The sequence below is a fragment of the Nocardia sp. NPDC056952 genome (assembly GCF_042674185.1).
Taxonomy (GTDB): domain Bacteria; phylum Actinomycetota; class Actinomycetes; order Mycobacteriales; family Mycobacteriaceae; genus Nocardia.
This window is the reverse complement of the sequence record NZ_JBHURA010000003.1, coordinates 657572-671119: the sequence shown is the minus strand read 5'-3', so window position 1 is coordinate 671119 and position 13548 is coordinate 657572. Positions and strand designations below refer to the sequence as shown.

The window sequence follows — 13548 nt, the reverse complement described above, 5'->3', positions numbered from 1 at the left end:
ACGACAGAAAACGGCTCTCTGCCAGCGGCTTTCCAGCAAACGGAGCTATCCGGTGTGCACCGCGTCGCGACGGCCGAAGGCGTAGTAGCCCGCGCAGACCAGCGCCGCCCAGACCGCACCGACGACCAGCGCGGTGCGCCCGCCATCGGTCCACAGCAATAGCACCACGACCAACCCGAGGAAACCCAGTGCGGCCCATGTGGTGACGGGAGCGCCGGGCAGCCGGTAGTCGCTGCCGGGCAGCTCGCCGGCCCGAACCTTGGCGCGATACTTGATGTGGCACACCAGGATCACGCTCCACACGACGATGATGCCGACGGTACTCACCGAGGTGATGTAGGTGAAGGCCTTGTCCGGCGAGATCGCGTTGACGACCACCCCTATGACCATCGCGCCCGCCGAGGCGCAGATGCCGGTGAACGGCACCGCCTGCTTGCTCAAGATCGCGAACTTCGCGGGCGCTTCGTCACGCAACGCGAGGCTGCGCAGCATCCGGCCGGTGGAGTAGATGCCCGAATTGCACGATGAGAGTGCGGCGGTGAGCAGCACGAAGTTGATGATGCCCGCTGCGGCGGGGATGCCGATCTGCTCGAAGACCTCGACGAACGGGCTGCGCCCGGCGTGGAAGCTGCGCCAGCTCGCCACCGACATGATCACCACGAGCGCACCGACGTAGAACAGACCGATCCGGAACGGCAGGGTGTTGATCGCCTTGCGCAGCGTGGTCTTGGGGTCGCGGGCTTCTCCCGCTGTCACGCCGACCAGTTCGACACCGACGTAGGCGAACACGACGATCTGCAGCACCAGCAGGGTCTGACCGAACCCGTGCGGGAACATGCCACCGTCGGCCCACAGGTTGGTCACCGTGGGATCGGCGGCGTGGCCGAAGCCGAACACCAGCACGCCGATACCGATCAAGATCATCGCCAGGATCGCGGTCACCTTGATCGCCGAGAACCAGAACTCGCCCTCACCGAAGAATCGCACCGAGATCAGGTTCGCGGTGAACAGCACCGCGAGCACGACCAGCGCGGTCACCCACTGCGGGATATCGAACCAGTACTGGACGTAGTGGCCGGCCACGGTGATCTCGGCCATACAGGTCGACACCCACACCGCCCAGTACGACCAGCCGGTCGCGAACCCGGCGAACCGGCCGAGGAACTCGTGCGCGTATTCGGCGAAACTGCCCGAGACCGGGCGGTAGGTCAGCAGCTCGCCGAGCGCGCGCATGATGACGAAGATCGCCAGCCCGGCGGCGAGATAGGCCAGGATCAGCGACGGACCCGCCTGTTCGATCGCCGCGCCGGAGCCGTAGAACAGGCCGGTGCCGATCGCACCGCCGATGGCGATCATCTGGATGGTGCGCGGGTTCAGGCCGCGTTCGTACCCCTCCGATTCGGCCGCAGGGGCGGACGCCACGGGGGCGTCGGTGGATAGGCCGGAGCCATCGGCTGACATGGAGCAGTCCTTCCGTCGCGTCGATCAGTCGTGCACGCTACCGCCCCGCAACCGTGGCCGGTGTCACCACCACCGGTGCGCGGAAATACCGGCAGTCCGTCGCGGGTTGGCCTCCATAGGGGTAATACACAACTCGAGGAGGCTCATGAGCGCCGTCACGCTGTCGGTTCTGGATCTGGCACCGGTGCAATCGGATGCGACAGCCGGTGACGCGTTGCACGCGACGACCCGCTTCGCACAGCACGCCGAGGAGCAGGGCTTTCGCCGATTCTGGGTGGCCGAGCACCACAACATGCCCGGCATCGCCAGTGCGGCGCCGGCGGTGGTGCTGGCGCATCTGGCCGCGTCCACCTCGCGGATCAGGGTCGGTTCGGGCGGGGTGATGTTGCCGAATCATCCACCGCTGGTGGTCGCCGAACAGTTCGGCACACTCGAGTCGCTGCATCCCGGACGGATCGATCTCGGGATCGGCCGCGCACCCGGCACCGATCCGGTCACCGCGCGCGCACTGCGCCGCAGCGCCGAAGGACTCGGTGGTGACGCGTTTCCCCAGGAACTCACCGCGCTGATCGGCTTCTTCCGTGGCGCCGATCCGAACGGGATCGTGGCAAGCCCCGGCCTCGGCGCGGAACCGCAGGTATGGCTGCTCGGCTCGAGCGGCTACAGCGCCCAGGTCGCCGCGGTGCTGGGTCTGCCGTTCGCGTTCGCCCATCACATCGCTCCCGACAACACCGTCGCCGCGCTGACGCTCTACCGCGACAACTTCCGGCCGTCGCAGACCCTGAGCGAGCCGTACACGATCGTGGCCGCGTCGGCGATCTGCGCCGACACCGATGCCGAGGCAGACCGCCTTGCCGCACCCCGCGATCTCGCCTTCGCCAATCTGCGCTCGGGCCGCCCGCAGGCACTGGCCACCCCGGAGCAGGCCGCGGGCTTCCCCGGCACCGACGCCGAACGCCACTTCGCGGCGCAGCGCCGGGCCGCGCAGTTGCAGGGCTCGCCGGAGACGGTCCGCGCCCAAGCTGCACAACTGCTCGACGCGACCTCCCCCGACGAGCTCATGCTCAACATCCTCGTCTACGACCTCGACGCCCGCATCCGCTCGCTCGACCTGACCAAGAAGGCGATCGACGGCTGAGCGGTTGCCTGACTCAGCGCAGCCGGAATCCCCTGGCGGCCAAGGACTCCCGCAACCGGTGGCGACCGTTGAGGGAGGCCGCCGAGGCCAGCCGGGCGAGGGTGCGTTCGGTCCACGAGAACGGCAGGCCCTGGTCGGTGTAGATCTCGCCGATCCGCTGTTCGTACTCGGCGACCGGCTCGCGCTGGGCAGGAAGGTCATAGGTCTCGTGATGCAGCACCGCCGTCTGCGGTAGGCGTGGCTTGACCCTGGTGCCCTCCGCCGGGTCCGGGTGGCCGACAACCAGGCCGAAGACCGCGAAGACGTGGTCGGGCAGATTCAGCTCGGCGGCAACCGCTTCCGGGTCGTTGCGCAGCGCGCCGATGTAGACGGTGCCCAAACCGAGGGATTCGGCGGCGACCACCGCGTTCTGTGCGGCGAGCGCGGCGTCGACGAAGCCGACGTAGCTGGATTCGAGATAGTCGGCGCCCTCCAGCGGTGCGTCGTGATCGTCGGCGAGCTGACGCAACCGGGCGAAGTCGGCAGTCCAGACCAACAGCACGGGCGCCTGCTCGATATGCGCTTGACCGCCCGCGATCGCGGCCAACCTCGACCGGCGCGCCGGATCACGGACCTCGATGACGCTCCACACCTGCAGGTTCGACGACGTCGCCGCCGACTGCGCGGCCGAGACCAGCAGCCGAATCGTGTCCGGCGATACGGGATCCGGGAGATAGCGGCGCACCGACTTGTGCGCGTGCAGCACCTCGAGCACCGGATTCCACTGGGCCGGAATCTCGGTGGCCGGGTCCGCGTAACGCTGCTGTACGGGGTGGGCGGGGCTCGGTGCGGTCTGCGTCATAGGGATATCGTCGGCCAACTCGCCGCGGCCGTCTGCGGTAACCCTCACCGTGAACCGAACGGCTGCCTCGGTCCGGCCGGTCGATACAGTGGACGCGGGGAGCCCACCGACTGGTGGGACGAAGAGAGTGCGTCATGGGCAAGGTGTTCGATCGGATCGACGACAAGTTGCGGGCATTCATCACCGAACAACCGATGTTCTTCATCGGCACCGCGCCGTCCGTCGGCGGCCACGTGAATGTCTCCCCCAAGGGCTATCGCGACACCTTCGCCGTGCTCGACGACCACACCGTCGCCTATCTCGATCTGTTCGGCAGCGGCTCGGAAACGATCGCCCATCTGCGCGACAACGGACGGATCACCGTGATGTTCTGCTCGTTCACCCGCACCACCCGCATCCTGCGACTCTTCGGTGCGGGCCGGGTGGTGCGCCCCGACTCCGACGAATTCGACAGGCTGCGTGAGCATTTCGGCACCGGTCACACCGGTATCCGTTCGGTGGTGGTGATCTCGGTCGACCGGATCGCCGACTCGTGTGGCTGGTCGGTGCCGAAACTCGAGCTCGTCGAGGAACGCTCGATCCTCGACGAAGCCCATACCCGCCGTACCGACGCCGATTTCGCCCGCCGGATCGCCGGCGACAACGCCACCAGCATCGACGGGCTGCCCGCACTCGAGCCGGATCATCCGGTGCCGTCGACCGTGCGGCGCTGAGGTCAGCTCGCCGGTATCGAGGTGACCGCGATCGCTGGCTCGGACAGGCTACCCAGGTAGAGGGTGCCGTTGTGTTCGGCCACCGCGGTGACCAGCGCGTAGTCGGCGCCGTCTCGCTGCAGGTCGTGCACGAGGGCGCCGTCGAAATCGAACGCGAGCACCCAGACCGAACGAACGGGCGCGGGCGTCAGGCGATCCGGCAGCGCGTCGACCAGTCGTCGCAGGATCCCCGGGAGCGGGAAGAGCCTGTCCAGCAATGGGTTGCGTGGGGAGACGATGCCGACCCAGACCAGTCCGTCGCTGCCCACCAGCATGTTGTCGGGTGAACCGGGCAGGTTCTCGGCGACGTAGTCCGTGGTGCCCGCGCGCGGACCGGTCAGCCAGTAGCGCGTGATCCGGTAGGCACCGGTCTCGGCGACCAGCAGACAGGATCGGTCGGGGGCCAGGACCACGCCGTTGGCGAACTGGAGACCGTCGACGAGCACCTCCAGGTGTCCGTCCGGATCGCGGCGGACCAGCGCTCCGCTGCCGGAATGTTCCAGAATGTCGGTCATCCACTCCTCGAACGGCCACCGCCGCGACGAGATCGAGAAATAGATCGTGCCATCGTCGTCGCGAATCACGTTGCTGGGGAACGCGATCGGGACACCGTCGAGCTCGGCGACGACGACCTCGAGTTCCGCGCCCGCCTCGGCCAGCCGGAGGATGCCCCGACCCGCGACGCAGATCAGCAGTGCGCCGTCGGCCTCGACGTGCATGCCCAGCGGCCTGCCGCCGGCGTCGGCGATCCGCTCGACCTCACCACCGGCCGGATCGACGCGCCAGATCGCGCCGTCGTCGGTCCCGGTGACGATCCGGCCGTCCGGCAGCACCACGACATCCTCCGGGCCGTTGCCCGGCAGCGGCAACAGGCGGGTCGGCGGCATCGGCGGATCGCTCTGGGTCTGTCGCGCACGAGCGGTGGGGCGTGGCGGAGTCCAGCGGTGAGGGCGCATCTGCATGCCCAATTGCTACCACGATGCGCGTCGCTACGGGCCCGGTGGCGGAATGGACGGCACCGCAGGCAGTTCTGCGGCAGTCCGGTTCCACGGTCGGCGACGCACGAGCCCGCGGGCGGTTAAAGTGCGGCGGTGAACACCGGATCTGCCAGCTCGCTGCTCGATCGTCTCCTCGCACCCCAGCCCGCACCCGCCTGGTGGTTGGTGCTCGCCACCGCCGCGGTGGCGTTGATCCTGGTCGGCTACCGACCGCTGTGGCGGCTGACCCGCGCCGCGGTGACCGTGGCGCACGAGGGCGGGCACGCGTTGGTCGCGCTGCTCACCGGGCGCAGGCTGCACGCGATCACCCTGCACACCGACACCTCGGGGCTGACCGTGTCGAGCGGCAAACCGAGTGGTCCCGGCATGATCCTCACCGCGGCCGCCGGATATCCGGCGCCGGCGCTGCTCGGGCTCGGCTACGCGGCGCTGCTCGGGACGGGCCGGGTCACGGTGATGCTGTGGGCGACGCTGGTGATGCTGGCGGCGGTGCTGATCAAGGTACGCAATGTGTACGGGCTGCTCACCGTGTTCGTGCTCGGCGCACTGGTGTTCGGAGTGTCGTGGTTCGGCAGCGATCTGCTGCAGGCCGCGTTCGCGTATCTCGCGGCGTGGTTCCTGCTGGCCGCCGGGGTGCGGCCCGTCTTCGAGCTGCAACGCAGCCGGCGCAGGCAACCGGGGCGAACGGACTCCGATGCCGACCAGCTGGCCCGGTTGACGCATCTGCCCGCGGTGCTGTGGGTGTTGTTCTTCAGCGCTGTGTGCCTGGCGGCGCTGGTCGTGGGCGCGATGTTGATGCTGGCCCCGGTCGAGGAGCTGCACCCGCTACTTCAGCGGTGATCGGCGATCCAATTGTCGACGGCCTCGGTGACGAGCACACTCGGCGGCTGCAGCGCGTTGAGGGTGACACCCGCTTCGTCGGGTTGCAGCGGTTCGAGGGTGTCGAGCTGGGAGTCCAGCAGGATCGTCGGCATGAAGTGACCGAGTCGGCCGGTCATCCGGCGGAGCAGTTCCTCGCGGGTGGCGGCCAGGTGAACGAAGTAGGTCTGCGGCGCCTTCTCGCGCAGGCGGTCGCGATAGGCCCGCCGCAACGCCGAGCAGGTCGCCACCCCGCCGGTCGCCTGGTGCTCGGCGAGCCAGTTCGCGACGGTGTCGAGCCAGGGCAGCCGGTCCTCGTCGGTGAGCGGGATGCCCGCGGCCATCTTCTCGATATTGGCCAGCGGATGGAAGTCGTCACCTTCGGCGTACGGGACTTCGAGCCGGTCGGCGGTCAGCGCGCCGACGGTCGTCTTCCCACACCCCGACACGCCCATCACCACGATGACAGGTTCGACCACAGCGACCTCCTCGTCTCCACAGCACGCCCACGCATCCTGCCCGACCGAGGGTAGTGGGGGGCGACGACTCCCCCAGCGTCGATCAGGGAATCGGACGGTCGGTGGGCAGGTTGACGAAGCTCGGCGCCGCGGGGTCGAGACGAACGTGCTGGGGCTCGAGGCCGCTGGCGTTCAGCATCGGCCGGAACGGCAATGCCTTGGGCGCGTTACCCGCGAAGACGTCGATGCGCAGCCGGTGTCCCGGCGCCAGCACCGCCTGGGTCGGGATGACGGCCACATCGATATCGGTGGGTGCGCCGGGGACCACCGGCAGCAGCCGGTCGACGGTGAGGGGGTTGAAGGGCGCGGTGAAGTCGCCGTTGATCGAGCGCGCGCTGCGCCGTTCGTCGACGGCGCGCATCGACGAGGTGAGCTGGCCGGTGGTGAGCACCGTCGAGGTCCCGTCGGGTGCCACGTCGTTGACGGTGACGTTCCAGAACCCGTCGGTGGCGTCGTGGATCGTGTTGAGCCGCACGTTGATCGGGCCCGAGATCACCGTCTGTTCGGTCAGCGGGGCGCTGGTGAAGGTGAGCCCGTTGCGTTCGGCGATGCGGGAGTCCTTCGCGCAGGTGTCGAACGCGGCCGCCATACCCGCCGAGCCCTGTGCCGCGTCGCGCGAGCAGACCTGATTCAAACCCGGTGCGACGGTGAGTGTTTCGGTAGCGGTAGGCCCGGTGGCGCTGAGCGATCCGTCGTGCAGACTGTCCTCGGTGCTGCCGCTGGGGGCGGCGGAGAGATAGACGCGGCGATGCGTGACGCCGGGCTGCGGGAACTCGCGCAGCGTCACCCAGCTGCCACCTTGCTGTTTCACCGTGACCGGCCCGAATCCCTCGATGCCGCTGTCGATGTCCTTGAGCCACTTGTCGAACCAGGCCCGCTGCAGAACGTCCAGGCGCGGGGGCGCGCCGGGAACACCGGTGCCCGCACCGGGATTGGCGTGATAGGTGTCGCCGACGACGAGCTGCTTGCGCCCGGCGGGCAGCGGGATCTGTTCGTAGAGCTTGGTCGCACTGTTGGCGAAGATGTCGTGCCAGCCGCCGTAGACGAAGGTGGGCACCGTGACGTTCTCCGGGTGGCCCATGATCGCCTCGCGGAACGCCGAGGTGTCGTCGAGCGCGCCGTCGAGCGCGGGGGGCATGTTCGACAGCGAGGGGGTGAGCAGCGACTGGGCGAGCAGGTCGAAGTTGGTGGTCGGGTCGGCGAGGCGATCCTTGAACCAGGTCCAGTCGAAACTGCCGTCGACCATCGAGGCCACGTCGGGGACGAGTTTGAGCTGGTTGACCGAGTTCAGCCACAGCGGCAGGAAGGTGGTGCCGACGCCGCCACCGGGAGCGACCACGTCGCGCATGAGGTCACTGCCGGGCTCGACCGGGAAGATCGCCTGCAACGCGGGCGGGGCGTTCTCGGCGGCCCGCAGCTGGTTGATTCCGGAGTAGGAGCCGCCGCTCATCCCGATGCGCCCGTTCGACCACGGCTGCGTGGCCGCCCAGTCGATCACCTCGCGGGTGTCGAGTTGTTCGCGCGCACCGAGGGTGTCCCATTTGCCCTGCGACAGACCGGTTCCGCGCACATCGGCCACGATCACGGTATAGCCGGCGCTGACGAGTTTGCGGTCGACGCCGAGCATGGTCTGGATCATGCCGCCGTCCAGTGCCTGCATCAGGTCGCCGAAACCGCTGATCGGGGTGGTGGACAGGTTCAGCCTGCGCACGATGTCGACGGCGGTGGACTGCAGGCCCGGGATCGCGGCGGCCGATTCGATCAGCCCGGTCATGAGTTTCGAATACGGCGTCAGGCTGACGATCACCGGAAGCGGCTTCTGCTCGATCACGCCCGCGGCGTCGGCCGGGCGGTAGACGTCGGCTTTGAGGACCACGCCGTCGCTCATCGCGATCTGGACCCCGCGCTCCACCCGCACCTGGGGATAGGCGCCAGGGCCGTCGTGCTGGGCGGTCCACCGCGCGGTCGGCGCGTCCGGCGGCTGTCCACCGGCGGGACCACCGCCGCAGCCGAGCACGACGACCACCGCGAGGACCGTCACCAGAATCCGGACGAACCCGCGTTCCGAACCTCTACCCACCATGTATCGCTCCCGACCGGTTCGTTTCCGACGTTGACCAAGCCACCGCACGATCGGCGCGGAAACTGTAACAGGGGTAACGAGTTTGCCGGGCGAGCGTCGGCCCGCTCGGACTGTCGCAGTGAAGACACGTTGTTCCAGTTCAGCGCGGTTGCGGCTCCGCATTCATGTCGGTGGCTGGTGGTTGACTGACCCGTGCCGGTGCGGTTGGGACCGGCCTTCATCCATCGCCGAGGAGGACGTTCGACAATGCCGACACGCGACGAAGCTTGGCCGCAGGGGACTCCCTGCTGGATCGACTGTCAGGTCGACGACACCACCGCCGCCCGCGACTTCTACCGGACGCTGTTCGGTTGGGAGGTCCAGGACGGTCCCGCCGAAGCCGGCGGCTATCTCATGGCCACACTCGACGGCCGACCGGCGGCGGGCATCGGTCCGAAACCGGAGGGCATGGGCGAGATGCCGTCGGTCTGGACCACCTACTTCGCGGCCGAACGCGCCGACGAGATCGCCGAACGGGTGAGCAAATCGGGCGGACAGGTGTTCATGCCGCCGTTCGATGTCCTCGACGTCGGGCGGATGTTCATCGCCGCCGACCCGGCAGGCGGGGTCTTCGGCGTATGGGAAGCCAAGGCCCACCACGGCGCCGGCGTGTTCAACCAGCACGGCGCCTACTGCTGGAACGAACTGCACACCCCCGCCTACGACCAGGCACACCAGTTCTACAACACGGTATTCGGCTGGCAGTACAACGAGATCGGCGACGGGGAAACCTTCACCTACTCCACCTTCGCGCTGCCCGGTGACAGCCACGAGATCGGCGGCATGATGGACGCCTCAGCGCTGAGTACCCCGCCCTACTGGCTCACCTGGATCCAGGTCGACGACGCCGACGGCTCGCTGGCCGTGGCCGCCGAACTGGGAGCTTCGGTGATCATGGGCCCCGACGACAGCCCGTTCGGCCGGATGGGCATTCTGCAAGCGCCCCAGGGCGAGGTGTTCGGCGTGATCGATCCGGCCAAGGCGGTCGGCGAGGTGCCCACCGGGTCCTGACCTCGTCACGGTGTGACGATGGCGAAGTTCGGGTCCGGCTTGTCGATCAGGCCGGGCAGCTTCGCCAGTGCGGTGACATCGCCGTCGAGGGCGATGTCACCGCTCGCGACACCCTTGCGCAGGTCGGCGCCGCCGACCAGGGTGGCGATCAGGGTCTGACGGGTGAGAGTGATCGTCGCGTCGGGCGCGGGCAGCGCGTCACCGGGGAATCGGTCGTAGTGCACCAGCACGCCGTTGCGCAGTTCGACGCGGTGAACGCGGTTGTCCTCGTTGCTGATCCGCCAGTCGGTGCTCATCCGGACATCCCAGGCCTTCGGACCGTCGATCCGCAGCGACACCGCGTCGAACACCTGCTCCACGCTCAGCGCTGCGGCCATCGCCGCGGAGTTGGCCGTGGTCGGCGTGCCGAAGGAACCGTTGCGCAGTTCGTGGGCACCACTGAGATAGAAGTTGCGCCAGGTGGCGTTCTCCGCGCCGTAGGCGAGCTGTTCGAAAGCGCTGGCCTGCAAGTCTTTTGCCGTCTTGTTGGTAGGGTCGGCGAAGATCACGTAGTTCACGACTTGGACGACCCAGCGGTAGTCGGCGGCGTCGTAGGCCTTCTGCGCCGTCCGCAGAGCCGCGTCGGCGCCGCCCATCGCGTCGACGTGGCGGCGCGCGTTCTCCACCGGCGGGTGTTCCCACAGGTGCGCGGGGTTGCCGTCGAACCAGCCCATATACCGCTGGTACACGGCCTTGACGTTGTGGCTCACCGAGCCGTAGTAGCCGTGCGTGGACCACGACGCGGTCAGCGCGGGCGGCATCCGCAGCATTTCGGCGATCTCGGCGCCGACGTAGCCCTGATTCAGCAGTCGCAGCGTCTGATCGTTGAGGTAGCCGTACATGTCGCGCTGTAGCGACAGGAACTCCACGATCCGATCGGTACCCCAGATCGGCCAGTGGTGCGAGGAGAACACCAGATCGGACCGGCGGCCGTAGCGGTTGATCGAATCGGTGAGGTATTTCGACCAGACATGCGGGTCGCGCACCAGCGCACCGCGCAGGGTGACGATGTTGTGCATGGTGTGGGTGGCGTTCTCGGCCATGCACAGGACGCGGCGGTCGGGGAAGTAGAAGTTCATCTCCGACGGCGCCTCGGTGCCCGGCGTCAACTGGAAGACCATCCGCACGCCGTCGACGGTCTCCTCCTGGTCGGTGCGGGTGACATGCACGGTGGGCGGGATCAGGCCGATCGTGCCGACCGAAGTGGTCTGTCCGAGACCGGATCCCACCTGACCTTTCGGACCGCGCGGCAGGGCGGCGCCGTACATGTAGGCGGCGCGGCGGGCCATCGCCGTACCGGTGTAGATGTTCTCGGCGACGGCGTGCTCCATGAATCCCGACGGCGCGATCACCGGGCAACGACCGGCGGCGACGTCCTGCGGGGTGATGACGCCGTAGCTGCCACCGAAGTGATCGACATGGGAGTGGGAGTAGATCAGGCCGGTGACCGGCCGGTCACCGCGATGCTTGCGATAGAGCGCGAGCCCGGCCGCCGCGGTCTCCGCCGAGACCAGCGGATCGATGACGACCACGCCGGTCTCGCCTTCGATCAACGTCATGTTCGACAGGTCGAGGCCACGGATCTGGTAGAAGCCCGGCGCGATCTCGTAGAGGCCCTGCTTGACGGTGAGCTGGGACTGCCGCCACAGGCTCGGGTTCACCGATTGCGGACAGGAACCGGCGAGGAAGTCGTAGGAGTCGGTGTCCCACACCACTTTCCCCGACGGATCGGTCACCGTGCCCGGCTCGAGGGAGGCGATCCAGCCGCGGTCGGCGTCGGCGAAGTCGGCGGTATCGCCGAAGGGCAAGGTGTCGGTCAGCGCGCGGTTGGCATCCAGGATGGCCTGGGTCGGCTCGGTCTGGGTGCTCGACGGGGTGACTCCGGCCGGTCGGTCACCACATCCGGTGACGGTCGCGCCGACCGCCACCGCCGCAGCCGCGCCGACTCCGACACCCAGCATCCCGCGCCGCGACAGCTCGCCCCGGCCCCTGTGTGCAGTGCTCACCGTTACTCCTTCGTTCCACGACCGTCCGACCCGGACGACTATTGCAGACTAACTGCAATACCTGTGTTACTTCTGAGCAATCGCCGTACCGGGCAGCGCGGCCAGCTGAATATCGAGCAGCAACCGGTCCTCGGGGTCGGTCATATCGATGCCGAGGATGGCCTCCACTCGTCGTAGCCGGTAGCGCAGCGTGTTCGGATGCACGCGCAACGCGGTCGCGGCGGCGCGCACCTCACCGTGCGCCCGCAGATAGGCCTGAACCGATACCCGCAGGTCAGCGGCGTGCGTTCGATCGTAGGCGTCGAGATCGGCCAGGCGCGGATCGTGCAGGCGCGGGCGCTCGCGGATCAGCTCCATGATCTCGGCCAGCAGCACCGCGGTCCTGGCATCGGCCAGCGTGGCGACCCGGCCACCCGTGGGGTCGGCGACCGGGCTGTCCAGCACCCGGTCGACCTCGGCGCGCGCCCCCGCGACCGCGGTGAGCCCGGCGACCGGTGCGGCGATCGCGGCCCGCACGATCAGTTCGCGCGTCTGCTCGAGCTGGGTAACCAGCTTGCGCACCCACGAGCCGACGCCACGCTCGGAATGGTAGGCCGGCAACAGCACATAGACCCGCTCGCCGATCGACTCGGTCACCGAATCGTCGCGGAAAGCGCTGGCGTGCAACCGGATCAAGCCACTCGACGCGGCCAGTCCCGCGGCCGGGCCGATCGGTGCGAAACCGATCACCGCGGCGGGACCGGTCGTCGGCAGGTTCAGCGCGGCGGCGACCGAGGGCACGTCGACGCCGTCACCGTGCGCGCCGAACAACCGGCGCACGAGCAGTGCCTCGGTCGACGGCGCGTCCAGCCGTCGCGCGATGATCCTGGCCGCCACCGCCGACGCGCCGCGCAACACCTGTGCCGCGTCGGGTCGCAGGGGCCCCGCGCCCTGCTGCAACCAGATGGTCCCGAGCATTCTGGCTTGCGCGCCGTCGGCGCCCCGCCGGATGCCGACGACGAGTCGGCGGCGGATATCGAGCTCGGGATGTTCGGGGACGTCGACGACCTCGTCACCGCGCCGCACCCGGTCGAACACGCCCCATTCCCGCAGGATCCGCAGGTAGTCGCTCGGGCCTTCCCGGCCGAGGATGGACTGGATGCGCAGCTGATCGGCCGAGGCGTCCGAGGCCGAGTAGGCCAGGACGTGCGATTGGGGGTCCTCGATCGAGACCATGCCGCCGGTTTCCCTGGCCAGCACCTGGGCCAGCCCGAACAGGTCGGTGTCGGGGGCGAGCAGGTCGTGTTCGTCGGAGGCGGCGCGCTGACCGGGTGAACGGGCCAGCATCCGCCGGATCAGGGAGAACACCTGGTCCCAGCGCGCCTGCCGGTGCACGTGCACCAGCGCGACGCCCGCGGTGTGGGCGGCGGCGCGCACCGCGGGCGAGTCGTTGGCGCTCTTGGTCATGAGCACACGTGGCCGCTGCGCGGGGTCGCGGTCGCCGACTTCGCGCAACCAGCGCTCGGTCGCATCGACGTCGACGCCGACCAGCAAGTACACCTCGGGCAGGGCGCCCTCGGCGTCGAGGTGTTCGGGCAGGTCAGCAGGCTCGGCCAACGCGACCGTTCGCACCGCGACCTCCTCGCCCGCGGGCGCGGCGACGAGGGTCGCGACGGCGTGGTCGAGCGCGGCGAGCAGCCCGCGCAGCGTGGTGGACCCGTCGGGCATCGGGTACCTCCGGTTTGGTCGATCGGACAAAGACAAGCTCGGATATTCATCCGATCAGATGATTATGACTGCTGCCGATCGGTGTTGACTACGTCAC

Annotated in this window: 11 protein-coding genes; 4 read left to right on the top strand and 7 right to left on the bottom strand. The window is 68.6% G+C overall.

Annotated elements, in window-relative coordinates:
• Positions 1-45: 45 nt before the first annotated feature.
• Positions 46-1461 (bottom strand): amino acid permease, encoded by a 1416-nt coding sequence (locus ACFTS5_RS14840; RefSeq protein ID WP_378631071.1) that lies wholly within the window; start codon positions 1459-1461, stop codon positions 46-48.
• A 145-nt stretch (positions 1462-1606) separates the two neighbouring features.
• Between ACFTS5_RS14840 and ACFTS5_RS14835 the strand changes: the two genes are divergently transcribed.
• On the top strand, positions 1607-2599 hold the full coding sequence (locus ACFTS5_RS14835; RefSeq protein ID WP_378631070.1) for an LLM class flavin-dependent oxidoreductase: 993 nt from the start codon (positions 1607-1609) through the stop codon (positions 2597-2599).
• Between the two features lie 13 nt (positions 2600-2612).
• Here ACFTS5_RS14835 and ACFTS5_RS14830 read toward each other — a convergent pair whose 3' ends face one another.
• Complete coding sequence (locus ACFTS5_RS14830; RefSeq protein ID WP_378631068.1) at positions 2613-3440, bottom strand: NADPH-dependent oxidoreductase; 828 nt, start codon at positions 3438-3440, stop codon at positions 2613-2615.
• 134 nt (positions 3441-3574) lie between these two features.
• On the opposite strand from ACFTS5_RS14830, the gene ACFTS5_RS14825 reads away from it, so the two are divergent.
• A complete protein-coding gene (locus ACFTS5_RS14825) occupies positions 3575-4153 on the top strand; it encodes a pyridoxamine 5'-phosphate oxidase family protein (protein WP_378631067.1) in 579 nt (192 codons plus the stop codon).
• Positions 4154-4155: 2 nt separating this feature from the next.
• On the opposite strand, the gene ACFTS5_RS14820 is transcribed toward ACFTS5_RS14825, so the two are convergent.
• Positions 4156-5154, bottom strand: a complete 999-nt coding sequence (locus ACFTS5_RS14820; protein ID WP_378631065.1) for an SMP-30/gluconolactonase/LRE family protein — start codon at positions 5152-5154, stop codon at positions 4156-4158.
• Positions 5155-5283: 129 nt separating this feature from the next.
• Between ACFTS5_RS14820 and ACFTS5_RS14815 the strand changes: the two genes are divergently transcribed.
• Entirely contained in the window at positions 5284-6030 is a 747-nt protein-coding gene (locus ACFTS5_RS14815; protein ID WP_378631064.1) for a M50 family metallopeptidase, read from the top strand.
• Here the strand turns inward: ACFTS5_RS14815 and ACFTS5_RS14810 are convergent.
• On the bottom strand, positions 6021-6503 hold the full coding sequence (locus ACFTS5_RS14810; protein ID WP_378631456.1) for a gluconokinase: 483 nt from the start codon (positions 6501-6503) through the stop codon (positions 6021-6023). The genes ACFTS5_RS14815 and ACFTS5_RS14810 overlap by 10 nt on opposite strands.
• A 106-nt stretch (positions 6504-6609) precedes the next feature.
• Complete coding sequence (locus ACFTS5_RS14805; RefSeq protein WP_378631062.1) at positions 6610-8649, bottom strand: CocE/NonD family hydrolase; 2040 nt, start codon at positions 8647-8649, stop codon at positions 6610-6612.
• 246 nt (positions 8650-8895) lie between these two features.
• Here ACFTS5_RS14805 and ACFTS5_RS14800 point away from each other — a divergent pair, with 246 nt between their 5' ends.
• Positions 8896-9699 (top strand): VOC family protein, encoded by an 804-nt coding sequence (locus ACFTS5_RS14800; protein WP_378631061.1) that lies wholly within the window; start codon positions 8896-8898, stop codon positions 9697-9699.
• 5 nt (positions 9700-9704) lie between these two features.
• Here ACFTS5_RS14800 and ACFTS5_RS14795 read toward each other — a convergent pair whose 3' ends face one another.
• Both ACFTS5_RS14795 and ACFTS5_RS14790 read right to left on the bottom strand, forming a co-directional pair.
• Entirely contained in the window at positions 9705-11699 is a 1995-nt protein-coding gene (locus ACFTS5_RS14795; RefSeq protein ID WP_378631454.1) for an alkyl/aryl-sulfatase, read from the bottom strand.
• Positions 11700-11810: 111 nt separating this feature from the next.
• Positions 11811-13451 (bottom strand): PucR family transcriptional regulator, encoded by a 1641-nt coding sequence (locus ACFTS5_RS14790; RefSeq protein WP_378631060.1) that lies wholly within the window; start codon positions 13449-13451, stop codon positions 11811-11813.
• Positions 13452-13548: the final 97 nt, after the last annotated feature.